Annotated in this window: 15 protein-coding genes; 14 read left to right on the plus strand and 1 reads right to left on the minus strand. The window is 26.2% G+C overall.

Annotated features, from left to right (window positions below):
- Positions 1-2 precede the first annotated feature (2 nt).
- The 10 genes from ACH36K_RS04725 to ACH36K_RS04770 all read left to right on the plus strand — a co-directional run bounded on the left by ACH36K_RS04725 (position 3) and on the right by ACH36K_RS04770 (position 10718).
- Positions 3-1166, plus strand: coding sequence for a hypothetical protein (locus tag ACH36K_RS04725; protein ID WP_411169806.1), 1164 nt, complete (start codon positions 3-5; stop codon positions 1164-1166).
- A complete protein-coding gene (locus tag ACH36K_RS04730) occupies positions 1163-1630 on the plus strand; it encodes a serine O-acetyltransferase (protein ID WP_411169807.1) in 468 nt (155 codons plus the stop codon). Before ACH36K_RS04725 ends, ACH36K_RS04730 begins: the two co-directional genes overlap by 4 nt.
- Positions 1631-1772: 142 nt before the next feature.
- Positions 1773-2957, plus strand: coding sequence for a hypothetical protein (locus tag ACH36K_RS04735; protein WP_411169808.1), 1185 nt, complete (start codon positions 1773-1775; stop codon positions 2955-2957).
- Between the two features lie 157 nt (positions 2958-3114).
- On the plus strand, positions 3115-4536 hold the full coding sequence (locus ACH36K_RS04740) for an oligosaccharide flippase family protein (protein WP_411169809.1): 1422 nt from the start codon (positions 3115-3117) through the stop codon (positions 4534-4536).
- Between the two features lie 16 nt (positions 4537-4552).
- Complete coding sequence (locus ACH36K_RS04745; protein WP_411169810.1) at positions 4553-5611, plus strand: TDP-N-acetylfucosamine:lipid II N-acetylfucosaminyltransferase; 1059 nt, start codon at positions 4553-4555, stop codon at positions 5609-5611.
- 26 nt (positions 5612-5637) lie between these two features.
- Positions 5638-6507 carry a glucose-1-phosphate thymidylyltransferase RfbA gene (gene rfbA / locus ACH36K_RS04750; protein WP_411169811.1) on the plus strand — a complete coding sequence of 290 codons (870 nt, stop codon included), beginning with the start codon at positions 5638-5640 and terminating at the stop codon, positions 6505-6507.
- A gap of 13 nt (positions 6508-6520) precedes the next feature.
- Positions 6521-7570, plus strand: coding sequence for a dTDP-glucose 4,6-dehydratase (gene rfbB, locus ACH36K_RS04755; RefSeq protein WP_411169812.1), 1050 nt, complete (start codon positions 6521-6523; stop codon positions 7568-7570).
- Positions 7571-7624: 54 nt separating this feature from the next.
- Positions 7625-8758 (plus strand): dTDP-4-amino-4,6-dideoxygalactose transaminase, encoded by a 1134-nt coding sequence (rffA, locus tag ACH36K_RS04760; protein ID WP_411169813.1) that lies wholly within the window; start codon positions 7625-7627, stop codon positions 8756-8758.
- 142 nt (positions 8759-8900) lie between these two features.
- On the plus strand, positions 8901-10052 hold the full coding sequence (locus tag ACH36K_RS04765; RefSeq protein WP_411169814.1) for an acetyl-CoA carboxylase biotin carboxylase subunit family protein: 1152 nt from the start codon (positions 8901-8903) through the stop codon (positions 10050-10052).
- Positions 10053-10718, plus strand: a complete 666-nt coding sequence (locus ACH36K_RS04770; protein ID WP_411169815.1) for an acetyltransferase — start codon at positions 10053-10055, stop codon at positions 10716-10718. It abuts the gene before it with no gap.
- Between the two features lie 85 nt (positions 10719-10803).
- Here the strand turns inward: ACH36K_RS04770 and ACH36K_RS04775 are convergent, their stop codons facing one another.
- Positions 10804-12966, minus strand: a complete 2163-nt coding sequence (locus ACH36K_RS04775; RefSeq protein ID WP_411170653.1) for a cohesin domain-containing protein — start codon at positions 12964-12966, stop codon at positions 10804-10806.
- 278 nt (positions 12967-13244) lie between these two features.
- On the opposite strand from ACH36K_RS04775, the gene ACH36K_RS04780 reads away from it, so the two are divergent.
- The 4 genes from ACH36K_RS04780 to ACH36K_RS04795 all read left to right on the plus strand — a co-directional run bounded on the left by ACH36K_RS04780 (position 13245) and on the right by ACH36K_RS04795 (position 21084).
- Positions 13245-15842, plus strand: a complete 2598-nt coding sequence (locus ACH36K_RS04780) for an Ig-like domain-containing protein (RefSeq protein WP_411169816.1) — start codon at positions 13245-13247, stop codon at positions 15840-15842.
- Positions 15843-16154: 312 nt separating this feature from the next.
- Positions 16155-18047, plus strand: coding sequence for a glucosaminidase domain-containing protein (locus ACH36K_RS04785; RefSeq protein WP_411169817.1), 1893 nt, complete (start codon positions 16155-16157; stop codon positions 18045-18047).
- Positions 18048-18067: 20 nt separating this feature from the next.
- Positions 18068-18931, plus strand: coding sequence for a cohesin domain-containing protein (locus ACH36K_RS04790; RefSeq protein WP_411169818.1), 864 nt, complete (start codon positions 18068-18070; stop codon positions 18929-18931).
- A 200-nt stretch (positions 18932-19131) separates the two neighbouring features.
- Positions 19132-21084, plus strand: a complete 1953-nt coding sequence (locus tag ACH36K_RS04795; protein WP_411169819.1) for an immunoglobulin-like domain-containing protein — start codon at positions 19132-19134, stop codon at positions 21082-21084.
- Positions 21085-21183 lie beyond the last annotated feature (99 nt).

Here is a 21183-nt window from a genome sequence, read left to right on the forward strand (position 1 = left end):
AAATGAAAAAAAAAATTCTATATATAACACTTGAGGGAATAAATTCTACGGTTTTTGATTCTCAGGTATATGAATTATTAAATAGCAGAATTAGTATAGAGTATGATGTAGAGCTATTATGTCTTCAGGCAGTAAATATTAGGTGGAATAGAAAGATTTTAAATAAGATAAAAAAAGTTAAGAAAAACAAAACGTTTAAAGTAACAATTATTCCATATATAGGATATAAGAATATGCTATCATATAGTATAGCAAAAAAGATAATAAAACATAAAATAGATAAGTTATCAAAAGAAATCAGAGAAAGTATAGTACACTGCAGAGGACAAGAAGCAGGACTTATAGCTTCAGAATGTAAAACTGATAAAACAATTATTTACTCAGATATAAGAAGCGTTCCATCGGAAGAATTAAAGAATCTAAATTATAAAAGAAGTATTTACTTTAAAGAAATAGATAGAAAGTTATTTGAAAATAAAGACATATATTTAAACTTTATTTCAAAGAAGCTATTTTATTACTACAAATCGATATATAACATTGAAAATTTTAAGTCTATAATACCTTGTTTTGCTTCATTTGAATCTAATATTAATAATATAACTAACTTAAAAGATAAGAAGTTAACTTATTTATATGTTGGAGGACAGCAATTTTATCAGAAGCTAGAAAAATATGATAAAGTAATGAGATTAAGTAAGGATGGATCTAAATGGATATTTTGCCTTAATGGAAATAGGAATATAGAGTTTGAAAATAAAATAGGAAATGTAGCAAAAGTTAAAAATATTGAGTTACAAATATTGTATAACTTGAGTAAAGATAAATTAGATAATATATATTCAAAATCAAATGTAGGAGTTATATTTAGAGATAATATTGTACTTAATGAAGTTGCATGTCCGGTTAAAGTGGCTGAATATTTTTCAAAAGGTCTTTCAGTTTGTATGATAGGTAAAATAGGAGATTTTTACAATTTAATAAAAAATGACAATAGGCTAGGTGTAGCTGTAGAAAATATAGAGGATTTAGATGAAGAAGAAATAAAAAGTCTAGAAAACATACAAACATATTATGATATAAATTATAGAACGGCTATTTCAAATAAGTATTCAAAAGAATATTGTATTAAAGAATATTTATATTATTACGGAGAAATTAAATGAAAAAAATAATTAAAGACTTTAAATATTATAAAAATAATTCATTATCTAAATCAAGAGTGGCAGTAATAATAAACCCTTGTTTTTTATGTATGGTATTATTTAGAATTAGCAATTATATGTATAAAAGAAAATTAAAGTTATTAGCTAAAGTTATTTGGTTTATTAATAGAGTAACTTTTAATGTTGATATTGACTATAGAGCTGAAATTTCAGAGGAAGTCATGCTTATACATGGTTTAGGAATTGTAATTGGGCATGAAGTTAGAATAGATAGAAGAGTCAAAATATATCAAGGAGTTACATTGGGAGGTAACAATGGTAAAACAGATATTTATGAAGGTAAAGAAATATCACAACCTGTCATAGAAGAAAATTGTGTAATAGCTCCGAATAGTATGATATTTGGTCCAGTTGTAATTAAGAAAAATTCATTTGTAAAGGCAGGAAAAATAATTTCTAGATAAGAAAAATATATTTTATATTAAAATTTATTAATCGTAATATAAAAAAAGTAAGAAGTAATTTTATAATAACAGTGAAGGTAAGTAACTATAATAATTACTAAACAAGATTATATTAAAAATAAATAGCGAGGATTATAAATGGATGAAAATTAATATTAAAGATATTGCATTATGGATACTAATATTTTTTGGATATAATTATTATACTAGAAGGTTAATCTATGTTAAAGGTATTTCATTACTAGATATTATAATATTAGGATACATAATGATATCTATATTTAATAAAATTAAAACAAAGGAGTATAACATTAAAAAGTCGAATATAATATTTTTCATTAGTTTATTAATAGATTTTTTAGTTGGTATTATTAGCGGAAACAAAATTAATTACATATTTTCAGATGTAATGATAATAATGAATTATATGTTTTGGTATTTAATAATATTTAATAATAAAAATAAGTATAATAATAAAACATATATGCTAGAATTATTTTATTATATAGCTTTAGTAAGTAGTGTAATATGTATAATTAATTATATTTTTCCTAATGGAGAAATAAATAATTTTTATAAGATGATGGTTTCAGAAAAAGAAGAAATTCAAAATAGAATATATGGCCCAGAGCTATCTTTTTGGTTACCAGTAATAATTGATCTTATTTTTAATAAGTTTAAAAAAGGAAAAATTAAATTATTTAGTTTTTTAATTTTAGGAATTCCTTCAATTATCATTCTAAAAAATAGGCAAACAATTGTTATGTTTTCATTAGCAATAGTATTAATTTTTATTTACAAGATATTTACTGATAAGAATTATTATAAACGTATTTTTTCGATATATGTATTAACATTTATCGCTATTTTAGGTATATATACTATTAAAACATCAAATGATCCAAGAATACAAAATATGATTAATATTAAAATGGATACATCTATAAAATATAGACTATATACTAATGATATACTTCATAAAGAAATAAAGAATAATTTTCCTTTAGGTTCAGGGTTAGGTAGCACTTATTATTTTCAACTAAATAGTAATAGTGAAATCATTGAGTATACTATTACAGATAATACATATATAACAGTTATGTGGAAGTTAAATATAATTAGTATTATATTTTTATGTTTAGTTATTATAAAAATGTATATAAGTTTAAAAAATAGACCAGCAGAAAGAATATTATTAATTAGTATGCTCTCAAGTGGATTAGTTTCAACTCACCTAATTAGGCAAACAAGGTATATTGTTATTATGATTTATATTTATTTAATCTCTTCTAAATCACATTTAATCAAAGAAGATGAAGTAATATAAATAGAGATTTAATATAAAGTCTTTATAGATTTAGAGAAGAAGTAGAAAAATTATATTTTAGTATTAGATTTAAGAAAAATCTATAAATTTATGGCTAGTATCAAATCTAACAGTAATATAAGATAGTTTTAAATAGTGAAGTAATGTAGGAGATAAGATGAAAAATAATTTGTTTAAAAAGTTTATGGAATTTGGTATAGGAAGTATAATAACCTTAATCTTAGGTTTTATATCATCTCCAATAATAACTAGAATGATAAGCCCTGAAGAAAACGGGAAATTTGGAATGTTTAATACTGTTACAAATCTGTTATTAGTAATAGGAATGTTAGGATTAGATCAAGCGTATGTTAGGTATTATTATGATGAAGAAGAGGAGAATAGGGGAAAACTTTTAAGGAATTGTATTAAGCTACCTTTAATAATAAATTTATTTGTAGGAGTTTTAATTATAGTTTTTTATAAACCTATATCAATATATATAGTTCAGCAAGAATCATTTGCTGTTACAGTATTATTAGTAATAAACTTATTATTAAGTATAATTTCAAGATTTGCCTTACTTCAGATCAGAATGAAGCAAAAGGCTAAATTATATTCTTTACTTAATATAATAATGAAAATAGCTAATTTATTATTTGCTATTGCAATATTTTTTGTTTATAAAAATAATTATATGACATTAACATTAGCAATAGTATTAACAAATGCATTAATAACAGTTTTAGCTGTTGCAATAGAAAATAAAGAGTGGACAAGTAAGAGTAGAATTAAATTACATACATCAAGAAAAGAAATTATAAAGTATGGTTTACCACTAGTATTTTCTATGGCAATAACTTGGATATTCCAATCAATAGATAGAATAACGATTAAAGAATTTTCAGGATATGAACAAGTGGGGTTATATAATGGAGCTATGACTATAATTGCATTATTAAATGCTGTACAAACTACATTTACTACTTTTTGGACACCAGTGGCATTTGAGAAATATTCTAAAAATCCAAGTGATAAAGAATTCTTTCAAAAAATAAACAAAATAGTAACAGTTGGAATGTTAGTTATTGCAATTGGCCTTATTTCTTGCAAGGATATAATAGTTTTATTACTAGGACCTAAATATAGAGAAGCTGTTTTTATTTTTCCTTATTTAGTATTTATGCCTATAATGTACACAATATCGGAAACTACAGTAATAGGCATTAATTTTAAAAAGCAGCCTAAGAAGCATATATATGTAGCAGCTATATCAGCATTAGTAAACTTAATAGGAAACTTAATTCTTGTACCTAAATTTGGTGCTACTGGAGCAGCTATATCAACAGGATTCGCATATATAATATTTTTTATGTTAAGAACATATTTTTCAAAAAAGCTTTATTACATTAACTATAACTTAGGGAAATTTGCAGTATCTATTATAGCAATATATATTTTAGCTACATATTCAAGTTTCTATAAGTTTAATATAGGTGTAGTAATTTTAACTTTTATCAACATAATTATAGTTATATTTTTATATAAAGATGTATTTTTAGAACTAATAGATATAGTTAAAAATAAGATAAAGAAATAAGTTTAGAGAGGTAAATATGGTAGTACATTTATTTCCGCAGGAAAAGTTTACTGTTCCATTTATTAAGCTTATAAATAGTACTTTTAATGAAAATGAACATTTATTTATAGTACATGGCAGAAATGTTAATTATAATAAGCATGAAGTGGAACAATACAATAATATAATATATGTTAATAGAGATAGTAAAAATAATCTAATAGAATCTATTAGATATGTAAATAAAGCAGATAAGATTATATTGCACTCATTATTTATTCCTAATTGGATTAAGTATTATTTATTTATTAATAAAAGTATAATAAAAAAAAGTAATTGGGTTATTTGGGGCGGAGACTTATATTTATATAAAATAAGAAATAAAAATTTAAAATCTGATTTAAACGAAGTTATTAGAAAAAAAATAATAAGTAATTTAGGAGGATTAATAACTCATATAAAAGGAGATTATGAGTTAGCTAAAGAATGGTATGGAGCGAAGGGTAAGTATATGTATTCTTTTATGTATCCAAGCAATCTTTATAAGTGCTACGATTTACCCCAAAATAACTTAGACTTAAATAGATCAACTTATATACAAATAGGAAATTCAGCAGATCCGACTAATAACCACTTGGATATCTTTAAAAAGTTAGAAAATTATTTAGATAAAAATATAAAAATAATTTGTCCATTATCCTATGGGGATGAAGATTATAAAGACAAAGTAATAAATGAGGGTAAAAGAATATTTGGGGATAAATTTAACCCATTATTAGACTTTATGGATCTTCAAGAATATCTAGAAATATTGAGCAAAATAGATATAGCAATATTTAACCATAAAAGACAGCAAGCAGTAGGTAACATAACTTCTTTACTTGGATTTGGTAAAAAGGTTTATATAAGAAGTGATGTAACTACATGGGATTTTTGCAAGGCTCACGATTTGACAGTATTTGATGCAACTACAAGTTATAATGACTTATTAACTCCTTTAGATTTAAATGATAGTGTGAAAAATATTGAAAGTGTAAAAAGGTATTTTTCAAAAGAGAAATTAATATTGGACTTGCAAAAAATATTTAAAAACTAAATTATAAAAATATAGAGGTGTGAATTATGAAAGGAATAATATTAGCCGGTGGCTCAGGTACTAGACTTTATCCTGTTACGAAAGCAATGTCAAAGCAAATGGTGCCTATTTATGATAAGCCTATGATTTATTATCCAATGTCAGTTCTTATGTTAGCTGGTATTAGAGAGATATTAATAATATCTACACCAAGAGATATTATTAGCTTTAAAGAGTTGTTTAAAGATGGTTTAGAATTAGGATTGAGAATAGAATATGCAATTCAAGAATCACCAAATGGTCTAGCGGAAGCTTTTTTAATTGGTGAGGACTTCATTGGAAAAGATAATGTTACCATGATTTTAGGGGATAATATATTTTATGGACAAGGATTGGTAGGATATTTAGAAAGAGCTGCTAAATTAAAAGAAGGAGCTATAGTTTTTGGACAGTATGTTCAAGATCCTAGAGCTTTTGGAGTAGTTGAGTTTGATAATAATAGAGATGTTATTTCATTAGAAGAAAAGCCATTAAAACCTAAATCAAAATATGCAGTTCCAGGGTTATATTTTTATGATAATACTGTTATCAACAAAGTTAAGAGCTTAAAGCCATCTGAAAGAGGAGAGCTAGAAATAACTGATTTAAATAGGCTATATATGAATGAAAATAGGTTAAAGGTAGAAATATTTGGTCGTGGAATGGCATGGTTAGATACAGGAACCCATACCTCTATGTTACAGGCTTCTAACTTTGTTGAAGTGATTCAAAATACACAGGGAACTTACATAGCTTGTTTAGAGGAAATATCATATAGAAAAGGATGGATATCAAGAGATCAAGTTAGAGAGTTAGCAGAACCACTAATGAAAACTGGGTACGGAAAATATTTGATTGATATTATTAATGAGGATTAAAGTAGGTGATTATATGAAGACTTATCTAGTAACTGGTGGAGCAGGATTTATAGGCTCTAATTTTGTTTTATATATGCTAAAGAAATATGAAGATATTAGAATAATAAATTTAGATAAATTAACTTATGCGGGAAATTTAGAAAATTTAAAATCTATTGAAGATGATAAGAGATACATATTTGTTCAAGGAGATATATGTGATGCAGAATTAGTATCTTCTTTATTTGAAAAGTATGAAATTAATTTTGTAGCTCATTTTGCAGCAGAATCTCATGTTGATAGAAGTATAAAAGAGCCAGAGGTTTTTGCTAAAACTAATGTAATGGGAACAGTTAATCTTTTAAACTGTGCTAAGAATGCATGGGAAACTGAAATTGGCTGGAAAAAAGGAGTTAAATTTCTTCATGTATCAACTGATGAGGTTTATGGATCTCTTGGAAAAACTGGATATTTTATGGAAAATACACCTTTAGATCCACATAGTCCATATTCAGCAAGCAAAGCATCTTCAGATATGATGGTTAAGGCATATGGAGATACTTATAAAATGCCAGTTAACATAACAAGATGCTCTAATAACTATGGACCATTCCAATTTCCAGAAAAACTAATACCACTACTTATAAATAACTGCCTTAAATTAAAGGATTTACCTATTTATGGTGATGGATTAAATATAAGAGATTGGTTATATGTCGAAGATCATGCTAAGGCTATTGATATGGTAATAAATAATGGTAGATTAGGTGAAATTTACAACGTTGGTGGACATAATGAAAGAACAAACCTTCAAATAGTTGATACTGTTATAGACTATATAAATAAAAATGTAGATAGTAAAGTAAATACGTATTTAAAGAAGTTTGTTGAAGATAGAAAAGGTCATGATAGAAGATATGGAATAGATCCAACTAAGATCAAAGAAGAACTTGGATGGTACCCAGAAACTACATTTGAAGTTGGAATAGTTAAAACTATTAAGTGGTACTTAGATAATAAAGAATGGATGGACAATGTAACATCTGGTGAGTATTTGAATTACTATAATGAAATGTATAGGTAACTGATTTATACTAATATATTAGAGAAAAAATTATATTAGATTGGGGAATTAGATATGATAAATTTTAATGTTCCACCTTTTGTTGGAAAAGAAGAAAAATATATAAGCGAAGCAATTAGGGAATATAGAAAGTTGTGTGGAGATGGCAATTTTACTAAGAAGTGTAATGAGTGGTTTCAAAGTAAATTTAGTACACCTAAGGCACTATTAACTACATCTTGTACACATGCTTTAGAAATGGCTGCTATATTATGTGATATAAAACCAGGAGATGAGGTTATAGCTCCATCATATACATTTGTGTCTACGGTAAATGCATTTGTATTAAGAGGAGCTAAAATTGTATTTGTAGATATAAGACCAGATACTATGAATATAGATGAAAGGTTAATTGAAGATGCTATAACAGAAAAAACAAAAGTTATAATACCAGTTCACTATGCAGGAATTTCTTGCGAGATGGATAAAATAATGAAAATCGCTAAAAAGTATAATCTATATGTTGTAGAAGATGCAGCTCAAGGAGTTATGGCAAGCTATAAAGGACAACCTTTAGGAACAATAGGAGATTTTGGGTGTTATAGTTTTCATGAAACAAAGAATTATAGTATGGGTGAAGGCGGAGCTATTTTAATACAAAATAAAGATTTTATTGAAAGAGCTGAAATTATAAGAGAAAAAGGTACTGATAGAAGTAGATTTTTTAGAGGGCAGGTTGACAAGTATTCATGGGTGGATGTTGGATCATCATTTTTACCAAGTGAACTTAATGCGGCGTATCTTTATGCTCAGTTAGAGGAAGCAGATAATATAAATGAAGATAGGTTAAATAGTTGGAATTTATATTATACAGGTCTAAAAGATTTAGAAAATAAAGGCGTGATAGAATTACCTTATATTCCAAAGGAATGCAAACATAATGCTCATATGTTTTATATAAAAGTTAAAGATTTAGAAGAAAGAACTAAATTAATAAATTATTTAAAAGATAGAAATATATCAAGTGTGTTTCATTATGTACCTCTTCATTCTTCAAAAGCTGGCTTAGAATTTGGAAGATTCCATGGAGAAGATAAATACACTACTAGAGAAAGTGAAAGATTATTGAGATTACCATTGTATTATGGATTGGACAAATCTAAAGTTGAATATATAATAGACAAAATTAACGATTTTTTTATTAAATAAAGATAGTAATTTTAGATAATTACATAAATTTTTCTTAAACGAGTTTTAATAACTAAGGTTAATATAATTTAAATATATAGTGAGCAAGAACTTAATTATATGGAGATGAGATTAAAAATTAAAATGATCCGGAGGATTATAAATGAAAATAGCGATAATTGGAGCAAATGAATATCAAGCTAAGTTAATATTAAAGTGTAGAGAAAACAATATAGAGACCCATGTTTTTGCTTGGGAGGATGGTGCTGTAGGAAAGCAGTATTGTGATTTTTTTTATGATATAAGTATTACAGAGAAAGAGAAAATCTTAAAAAAGTGCATAGAAATAGGAGTCGATGCAGTATTATCTATTGGCTCAGATTTAGCGATGATAACAGTTAATTATATTGCAGCAAATTTAAATCTTGTTGGTAATTCACTATTTTGTACAAAAATTTCTACGGATAAATATGAAATGAGAAAAGCTTTATCCGAAAAAGAAGTTCCTTGTCCTAAATTTAAGAAAGTTAAAGATTTGTTTAATAATAGTGATATTGAGTATATGATAACTCCATTAATAGTAAAGCCTACTGATAGGTCAGGTAGTAGAGGAGTAAATAAAATTAACAACATAAATGAGTTAAAAGAAGCTATTAATAAGGCTAAAAATGAGTCTTTTTGCAAAGAAGTAATTGTAGAAGAATTTATTGATGGAAAAGAATATAGTATGGAGTTTTTTAGTGATAATGGTAAACATAGCTTTTTAGCAATAACGGAAAAATTTACTACAGGAGCACCAAATTTTATTGAGAGAGCTCATCTTCAACCTGGAAGAATAAAAGAAGAAACCTTATTGAAAGCTATAGAGGTTGCAATTAATGGATTGAATGCATTGGAGATTTGCGATGGTGCGTCTCATGTTGAGATAAAAGTTGATAGAGATGCAATATTTATTATTGAAATAGGAGCTAGAATGGGTGGAGATTTCATAGGAAGTGAATTAGTAAGATTGTCTACAGGAATTGACTTTACTGAAGCTGTAATGAACAAATCTCTAGGAAAGATTAGCAATATTGAAAAAAAATATAATAAATATTCTTTTGTTTATTTTATTTTTAACGAAGATGATTTAAATAACATCATAAAGAATTATAAATATCTCAATAAATATATTATTGAGAAGGATTTACCTATAAATAATATATTTACAAGTGTAACTGATAGTTCTAATAGATATGGATATATATTATTTCAATTTGGTACATATTCTGAGTATTTAGAAGTTGAAGATATATTATTAGGAGAAGATGTATAAATGATAGATGTGATAATATTTGGCTGTGGAGATTTAGCTAAACAAGTTTATTACTATTTAAACAATGATGAAGAATTCAATGTTGCTTGTTTTACTGTGAATGAGAAGTATATAAAAGATAAATGTTTGTTAGGAAAAGATATTATACCATTTGAAGATATAGAATCAAAATTTCCAGTTAATAAATATAAGTTTATAACTGCTATTGGATACAGTAATATGAGAATTCGTAATAAGATATATAATGATATTTTAGCAAAGGGGTACGACTTCATAAATTATATTCATGAAAGTGCAATTATAAATAAGCCTATACAATTAGGGAAGAACAATTTAATTTTATCTAATGTAGTTATTGAACCTAATGTAAAGATAGGAAATAATAATATTGTTTATAGCAATACAGTTATTGGACATGATAGTATTTTAGGAGAAAATAATATTATATCAATTGGAAATAATATAGCTGGATTTACAAAAATAAAAAAAGGGTGTTTTATAGGAATAGGTTCAACTATAATAAATAATTTAACAATTGAAGATGAGTCATTAATAGGGGCTGGAAGTTTAATTATAAAAAATACTGAGAGATTAGGCGTATATATAGGTGTGCCTGCAAAGAAGATAAAAGAATTAAACTCAGAAGCTGGAATAACATTAACATAAAAACAATAATCTATATTAATATAGATTAAAAAAGATAAAAATGAAATTATATCTAAATTAATTTAGATATAATTTCATTTTTTATTTATTTAACAATCTCAAAATTATCTAATACAAAGTTGTAATCTCTAGAAGCAGGATTCTTAGTGTTAGCAACTTCAATACGAACGGTATGATCACCAGAAGTAAGATCCTTTTTATCAAGGATTAATTTATTAGGTGTAGGTACAGCCGAATAATTATCTATAGTGAAAGTTTCATCATCAATAGTGATTTTAGAAATACCGCATATATAAGAAGTATAAGAATAAAGCTTAATACCAGTACCATTAAACTTAAACGTAATAGAATCACCAGGCTTTTTAGAAAGCATAGCAGATCCACCAGAATAAGAAGAATGGTTTTGAGAATTCCAAGAACCTAAGTAAGAAATATTAGTATTATTTTGTTCATACTTACCAGGTTGAATAACTTCTATAGAAGGTTTAGTATCAATAACTTCAAAATTATCTAATACAAAGTTATAGTCTTTAGAAGCAGTGTTTTTAGTGTTGGAAACTTCAATACGAACAGTATGAACACCAGAAGAAAGATCCTTTTTATCAAGAATTAATTTATTTGGTGTAGCTGTAGCTGAGTAATTATCGATAGTGAAAGTTTCATCATCAATAGTAATTTTAGAAATACCGCATATATAAGAAGTATAAGAATAAAGCTTAATACCAGTACCATTAAACTTAAACGTAATAGAATCACCAGGCTTTTTAGAAAGCATAGCAGATCCACCAGAATAAGAAGAATGGTTTTGAGAATTCCAAGAACCTAAGTAAGAAATATTAGTATTATTTTGTTCATACTTACCAGGTTGAATAACTTCTATAGAAGGTTTAGTATCAATAACTTCAAAATTATCTAATACAAAGTTATAGTCTTTAGAAGCAGTGTTTTTAGTATTAGAAACTTCAATACGAACAGTATGAACACCAGAAGAAAGATCCTTTTTATCAAGAATTAATTTATTTGGTGTAGCTGTAGCTGAGTAATTATCGATAGTGAAAGTTTCATCATCAATAGTAATTTTAGAAATACCGCATATATAAGAAGTATAAGAATAAAGCTTAATACCAGTACCATTAAACTTAAACGTAATAGAATCACCAGGCTTTTTAGAAAGCATAGCAGATCCACCAGAATAAGAAGAATGGTTTTGAGAATTCCAAGAACCTAAGTAAGAAATATTAGTATTATTTTGTTCATACTTACCAGGTTGAATAACTTCCATAGAAGGTTTAGTATCAATAACTTCAAAATTATCTAATACAAAGTTATAGTCTTTAGAAGCAGTATTTTTAGTGTTAGAAACTTCAATACGAACAGTATGAACACCAGAAGAAAGATCCTTTTTATCAAGAATTAATTTATTTGGTGTAGCTGTAGCTGAGTAATTATCGATAGTGAAAGTTTCATCATCAATAGTAATTTTAGAAATACCGCATATATAAGAAGTATAAGAATAAAGCTTAATACCAGTACCATTAAACTTAAACGTAATAGAATCACCAGGCTTTTTAGAAAGCATAGCAGATCCACCAGAATAAGAAGAATGGTTTTGAGAATTCCAAGAACCTAAGTAAGAAATATTAGTATTATTTTGTTCGTATTTACCAGATTGAATAACTTCCATATTATTAAAATTATATAAATTTATAGTTTTATCTGTACAAACATAGTCAATTTTAGTTGCTTCACTATCAGCTAATTTAACCCTACTAGTAAATCCAGACAATGATAAGCTATCATTTAGATTAGTAGTTTTAAGGTTAACAGTTCCAGATTTTAAAACCTTAGCTTTTATTATAGCAATAGTACCATTACCAGATATTCCTTGAGTATTACCAGTAAAAGTAATTGCTAAATTTGCTTGTCCATTTTTTATGGTTTTAACTGGTTCCTTTACATTAGTACCCGTACCCCATATAGAACCTTTGTTTATGCTTTGAACTTCAATTAAACTAGAATCATAAACAAAATCGATAGAAGCACCATATAGGTCACTTACATTTGAAGTATTAACAGCTATTTCTATAGTGTTTCCAACTTTAGGATCACCTTTTATATCATAGGAAATGCTTGTACTAGCGTTTCCAATAGAAGCAGCTAAAGTAGTTTTGGGACTTAAAACTATTAGCTGAAACATAAAGGTTAAACAAACTAATAGTGAAAGTTTTCGTAATTTAGTTTTTTTCATTAAATTCACATTTATCCCCCTTTTATACAATAATTTTACAATGTAAATTTTACTATAAGTGATCATTAAAGTAAATAACTATGTGATATTTACTTAGACATAAATTGTGAAATTTAAACAGTTTATATTATATTTAGCTATATGTTTCCTAAAAAAGATATATTTGGTATAATAGAAAAGCATATTTGGTATAATATTAATATTTTTTTAATTAATACCAAGTATTTAAATAAAGCGGATTTACATACTATAAATTTTTACAGAGCGGGGGATAAATATTGAAAAAAATAATAATGCAAACGACAAGTTTTTTATTAACTATTTTATTATTTATGAATTTTAATTTATTAGCTTATGCTGATAATAATGAAGGATATCAAAAGGATGAAGATTGGCAGATATCATTAGAAGCAAGTAGAATACCTTTAAATTCTATTAGCAAAAATAAAGATGATATATTAGTCACTGTTGGTGATTTAGGTCTAATTAAAAGATCAAATGATGGGGATAACTGGAATATTATTTATACTAATAATAAAAATAATTTATATAAAGTTAGGAATATTAATGATAATTTTTTTATTGTAGGAGATAAAGGTACTCTTTTAATTTCAAGTGATGGATTAAATTGGGAAGAGGTTTATACTGGAGTAAGTACAAACTTAAAAGATATAATTTTTTATAATGATACATATTATTTAGTAGGAGATTCAGGAACAGTTTTATATTCAAGTGATAAATATATTTGGAATAAAAGGGAAGTAGAGATAAGCGAAAATATACTTGAAATGGAGGTTTTTAAAGGCGAAATATATATGATAAGCAATAATAATTTATATAAATCAACTAATATGAAAGATTTTATGAAAATAAAAAGTGTACATAGCTATATTAGCATAGAAGCGAATGATGATAAATTAGTAATAGCATATAAGGATGAAGGAGTCTATGAAGTTAATCCAAAATACAGGGGAATATATTTATATTTTGATACTACTAGTGATGGTAAAGTGTGGAGTAAAAAATTCATAGATGAATATGATAACTCAAAGCTAAGGTGGGGTGGTGGAAAATTTTTAATGTATTCAAACAACGGATTAAACAGTTCAACTGATGGAATAGATTGGACACGTAGTAATAATATTTCAAAATCTGGCCGTCCAAGTGATTTAATTTATTATAAAGATAAAATTATAATAATATTTAATGAACCATATGGTAATAGTAATATATCTAAATCAGAAGATGGGGTAAATTTACAGGATATACGTGAATTTGCAAGTGCTGAAATGTATACTGATGCTGAATGGGGAAATGGTAATTTTATCGTAGTTGGAAATAATGGAGAATTACTTCAATCATTTGATGGTGTAAAGTGGAATAAAGATAAATATGGATTTAGGGAGATTGTATCCACTGATTATGGACCTTTAGGTTATGTGGCATGCGGAGCTTATTGTAAGATTTATTTTTCAAAGAATGGAGATTTATGGACGATAGCAGAAACTCCTGAATTATCAAGTAATAGAACAGTTTTAAATGATATCAAGTGGGTAGGGGATAGATATATTTGTGTATCTACAAATGGAGAAGTTCTTTCTTCATTTAACGGATTAAATTGGGAAAAAATATATCAAATTGATCCTATACCTTGGGGAAAATTAAATATACAAAATATAGTAAGAGCTAATGGCAGTACGTGGATATATAATTATAATAATTATACAGAGGAAACTATAATTATTAAGACTGATGATTATAGTAAGTGGGATAGATATGAGTATAAGGGGCGTATAAACGAAGTAATATTTGCAGATGGAAAATACTATGCAATTGGAAAGGGCCTTACAATTGGAAATGACTCTATATTAAGTTCTATTGATGGTATTTCTTGGAATGTAGTAAAGAAGTTTGGAATTTCTTTATATAATTCAAATGAAATATTATGGACAGGAGAGGAGTTTCGAGTAGCAAGTGATCAGTATACAATAATATCAAAAGATGGAGTTGATTGGGAAGTTCTTGAAGCAATAGATAAACCTATTGGAGGAGCAGGTATAGCATATAATGGTTCTAAATATGTCTCAGTAGGGCGTGGAAGGACATCTTATGGATATGCTAATGTAATTTCTACTAAGACAGTTAAAAATGAGTTAATCCCTTCAAGATTAGAAATAATAGGAGAACAATATTTTAATATAGAAAATATAGATAGAGAAATACAATTTAAGAGTAGATTGGTAGATCAAAATGATAATGAGATACTAAATTATAAAGTAAATTGGCAAGTAGAGAAAAATGATTTAGGTATAAAAATTGATAATGATACTGGAAAGTTATTAATTCCTAAAAACTGTTCTAAAGGAGAAGTGTTAATAACAGCAAGGCTTAATAATAATGATAAAATATTAATTGGTAAAAAAATATATATAGGAAAAGAACCTTCAATTATTTTAAAAAGTAAAGAAGTTAAACTTAAAAAGGGACAAACATTAGATTTAGGCAGGTTAATGAACACATATGAAAATATATATAGTGTACCTATAAGTAGTAGTAATTCAAGAATAGCTACTGTAGATAAAAAGTATAAACTTACAGCGCAAAATGCAGGTGAGGCTACAATTACATTTAGTAATTCGAGAGATGGCATGGATGTAGATTTAAAAGTTATTGTTTTAGAAGAAGAATATATAAAAGAAGATACAAATGAAGATGGAGTTGTCGATATATTGGATTTAAGTGCAGTAGCTTTAAAATATAATAACAAAAAATATAATTTTCCTATAGATGAGAGAGAAAATTTTAACAAGTATGATTTAAATGAGGATATGATAATAGACTTATATGATTTAGTGTTCATAGGAAAAAGAATGTAACTTAAATATGAAATTCTGTAAAAATATTAATATAACTATTTTTACAGAATTTTATTTTATTATTTAGAAAGTTATTAAGTAGTTACAATGAAATACTCTTTACAATGTTTCTCCTTTAATTTCCTAATAGATATATAAGCTTGTAATGATTTAGATTAAATTTTTGAAATAAGTAAATTTATATATGTCTACTTTTTTATAATAAATTTAATGGAATATTTATGAAAAAGTGAATAAATAGTATATAATTAATATAGGTAATTATGTAATATAATGATAATTATCTTAAGACTTATAAGGGAGTGATTATATATGAAGAGGTTTTTGGTATGTTTAACAATTGGTTTATTTGTTTTTACAGGAATTCCTGTACAGGCTGAAATAAAAGGGAAACCCGTAGAAGGTGAAGTGTACGAAGAAGTAAGAGTAAAAGAAATGATGCCTTATAATAATAAAAGAAGTATAAATATTAGTGAAGAAAAATTAGAAATTAAAGAAAAGATGGCTGAAATGAGTAACTATAAAATGTTACAACCTAAGACAGAATCCAATTATGAAATTGCTCTTGCATATAGTGATGGAAGCTATAAATATATGAAAGATACAAATGATTTTGAAAATGCTTTAGTAGAAGTCAATGAATTAGAAAAAGCATATAATGATAATACAGTGATTCCAGCAATAATTAATAATGATGGACAAGTTATTTATTCAACTAATTCAATGGGAAGAATTTGGAATCATAGAAATGGAGAAGCTCTTCAAGGGGACACTGTAGTAACAAATATATTCTTAGATTCTTCTTTAACAAATGCATATACTTATATAAATCAAGTAAGTATAGATGATGTTCCAATTATTGAAGATGCCGGAAAATCAGCAAAGATACAAGTAAGCGGATATAAGGGATGGATAAATAAGGATTCGGCATCAGGAAATTATGATTTAGTAGTAGTTCCAATAAACCAAGTAACTAATCCAAGTTGCTATTATGTTAGTAATGGATTTTTATATCATTATATATCCTATAATATGACTGACTTAAATGATACTAATGGACATCAAATTATAATAGGAAAAGCTCCTGATTTTTTAGTTCCTGGAGTTGAGTATTATAGTTATGATGGTATATATTTCTATAGTGGAAATAGTAGAGTTGATGGATTAAATAAGCTTGTTACTGATTTGAAAAATAGTACAAATAGCAATGCAGTAAATTACGATAAGCCACATTATAATTATTATGGTTACCTACCATTTAGAACTAAATCAAATTACACGGCTGAAGAGCTTAATTCTTTTATAAATAGTAATACTGTAGATTACAGCAAGTTAAGAGGTATAGGACAAGCTTTGATTGATGGTCAAGATAAATATGGAGTTAATCCAGTACTGGCATTAGGAGTTGCTATTAATGAGTCTAAGTGGGGCGAATCACCTATTGCTCAAGAAAAGAATAATCTTTTTGGTATTAAAGCAGTAGACTCAAATCCAGGAGAATCAGCAAGCGCTTTTGCAACCCCAGGAGATAGTGTTTTAGAATTTTGTAAAAACTATATATCTAGTGGATATGCAGATCCAAATGACTGGAGATATTATGGTGGATATCTTGGCAATAAAGCTTTAGGAGCTAATGTTAAATATGCTTCTGATCCATATTGGGGAGAAAAAGCAGCTCAACATGTATTTACTGTAGACTATGAATTATCTGGTAAAAATTTAAATAATCTTAGAGATTATGATGGATATCAAATTGGATTGCTTACTGGCGGTAATGATGTTTTAAACTCAAAAGGAGAATTACTATATAATATTAATCCAACAGTTAGTGGATATGGTGGTTATGCTGGCAATTTAGTTGCATTAAAGTTTAATTATAAAAATAACTTAGGAAGATATCAGATTTTTGCAGATAGAACTACTAATATTAATGAAGGTACCTATGGTGGAAATTATGATTGGAATGAAAATGGATTTATAAACTCAAATAATGTTAAGCTTGTAAATAATCCTAAGAATAGTTTTATTTCAGGTTATAGTAAGGAAGATGTAAATAAAGATGGGGAAATTGATATTGAAGATATATCAGTGGCAGCCTTAAATTATAATAAAACAACTGACTTTTACCCTCAAATAGATATAAACGAAGATGGAATAATTGATTTGTTTGATATTGTATATATCTCAAAAAGTATTAAAAGTTAGATAAATGAATGGAGAACTAAATGAGAAAAATAATAATGATATTATTATCATATTTTATGATTATGACACCAGTAAAAGCTTTTGCAGAAAATAATGTATCTGTAGAGGCTAAGGTAATAGGAGAAATTAAAAAAGGCTTCAATATTGAGATTTTAATTGATGTAAAAAATGTTGATAATTTATATGCTGCATCAATAGATTTCACATACGATACAAAGCAACTAGAGGTAGAAAGTATTAAATCAACAGAATATATATCAAAGAATATAGATAATATAATGGAGCTCGGAGGAGAAGTTGATAAAAATGGTGATACTGCATCTTATTCATTTACGTTTTTAGGAGATGTAGATGGACTTATGGGATCAGGAACACTAGTGAAAATTAATGCAAATGTACTTAATAATGATAAAGTATCAATTACTAAAGAAAATATGAAAATAAAATTAGTTCAAAAAGCTGATGGGACAGTAAAAAATTATGATTACAATTTTATAGGCTATAATGGAGGGAATGATTCTAGTAGTAGCTCATCAAATGGATATAATACTGGTTCAAATAATGGTGGAAGTAATAGTTCAAGTAATGATGAAAGTGATAATAAAAGTTCAAATAATAAGAGTTCCAATGATAAAAATAATTTAGAAAGTACTGAAGAAAATAAAGATAATAAAGATAGAAATACTTCAAATGATGAAGGCAATTCTGGTAGTAAAGCTAATGGAATAAAAGGAAGCAATACTTCAAAGGATAAAGACGGAAGTAGTGAAACTTCTAAGAGTAATTTTTCTATGATATTTTATATACTAATACCTGTAGTTCTTGTAGCTGGAGCAGGATACTATTATTACAAATTTAGAAGAAATAAAAATAAAGATAATTAAAAATAGTAAAAAGTGATGGTAGCTAAATATCATCACTTTTTTTGTTTTAATGTTTTATTAAATAATGAAATCAAAACAAATATAGAGTGAATTCTAAAATTATAAACGGTTTTGGTTTATTTCAGTAGAAGTATTAGCTAAAATAATGTAAAATTATCTTATTAAGGTAAATATAAGAAATTAATAGGGGGTATATTAACTTGAAAAAGAAAATACTTTGTTTTTTAGTTATTATTATAGTTTTTATGAACACTTTACCAGCGTATGCACAATCTGATACTACACCACCAGTTATAAATAATATAACAATATTAAATAAAGAAGAGCTTAAACCAGGAGATACTTTGAAAATAATAATAGAAGCTTCAGATACAGAGTCTGGATTTGATGAAAAGACGTCTTGTTCATTAAACTTGTATAATGGACGTAATGTTATAACACTTATAAGAGCGAAATATAATGTAAATACAGGGAATTTTGAAGTAGATTATACAATACCATCAAACATGAGAAGTGGAAATTGGTGGATATCATCTATTAGTTTATATGATAAAGCAGGGAATTATAAATATTTTAATAATACTGATTCAACAAAATATAATTTTAATGTAGTAAATAATGATGGTGATATTATAGCACCAAGTATAGACAAGATAAATATATTAAACAAAGAAGTTAAGACAGGGGATATTTTAAAAGTAAGTATAGAAGCATCAGATACAGAATCTGGATTTGATGAAAAGACTTCTTGTTCATTAAATTTGTATAATGGACACAATGTTATAACACTTGTAAGAGCAAAATATAATATAAATACAGGAAATTTTGAAGTAGAGTACACAATACCATCAAACATGAAAAGTGGAAATTGGTGGATATCATCTATTAGTTTATATGATAAAGCAGGGAATTATAAATATTGTGAGAATACTGATTCAACGAAATATAATTTTAATGTAGTAAATAATGATGGTGATATTACAGAGCCAAGTATAGATAAGATAAATATATTAAACAAAGAAGTTAAGACAGGGGATATTTTAAAAGTAAGTATAGAAGCATCAGATACAGAATCTGGATTTGATGAAAAGACTTCTTGTTCATTAAATTTGTATAATGGACACAATGTTATAACACTTGTAAGAGCAAAATATAATATAAATACAGGAAATTTTGAAGTGGATTATAAAATACCATCAAACATGAAAAGTGGAAATTGGTGGATATCATCTATTAGTTTATATGATAAAGCAGGGAATTATAAGTATTTTGAGAATACTGATTCAACGAAATATAATTTTAATGTAGAATATTCATTTATAGGCACAGAAAATAAAGTAATAAAAAAGGGTGAAGAATTTGATACGCTTAAGGGAGTAATTTTTTCTAATAACCTAGAAGGGGATCTTACAAACAAATTAGAATATTATGGACAAGTAAACATAAATAAGGAAGGTCTATATTTAATTAAATATTTAGTAAAAGGCAATAATGGAGATATATATGAAGACTATAGATGGATAACAGTTTGTGATAATGAATCAGTAGATAATTTATCTTATTTTAAAAATGATGTAGAAGTTAATATTTCAGGAATAGATAACAAAGTTCTTAATATAGTAAAAGATGGTCAAGAATATAACGTAAGCAATGATGGAATTTTATATGAAGAGGGGGAATATGCAGTATCTCTTAATAATATTACTAGAGTAAATGCAGATGCTGATAGTAATGATGCAATTAGATTTGTTATTGATAAAACTTTACCAGTTATAGATGGAATAAAAATAAGTTCAATTATAGAAGATGAAAAAATTGAAGCATCTCAATTTTTAAATGCAAGAGATAATAATGGACAAGTTAATGTTGAGTTTGCTAGTGAACCTAAATGGAGTGAAGTAGGAATACAAAATATAACTTTAGGAGTAAAAGATTTAGCAGGAAATTATATTGAAAAAACTATTGAAGTTAATATTAAGGATAAATGTGATTTAAATGATGATGGGATAGTAGATATTTTAGATTTATCAGATGTTTCACTAAGATACAATAAAAAGAAAGATGAAATAAATTGGAATTCTAGATTAGACTTCAATAAAGATAATATAATTGATATATTTGATTTAGTACTATGTACAAAAAGAATAAAATAGATTGCTGATTTTGCTTTTATTAATAAGAAGTGTACTGATTAGATAAAGAAAAATAATATAATAAATATTTTTATATTATTTAGTAAGTTCATAAACTTA

It is taken from the genome of Clostridium sp. MB05 (genome assembly GCF_046581255.1).
Taxonomy (GTDB): Bacteria; Bacillota; Clostridia; order Clostridiales; family Clostridiaceae; genus Clostridium.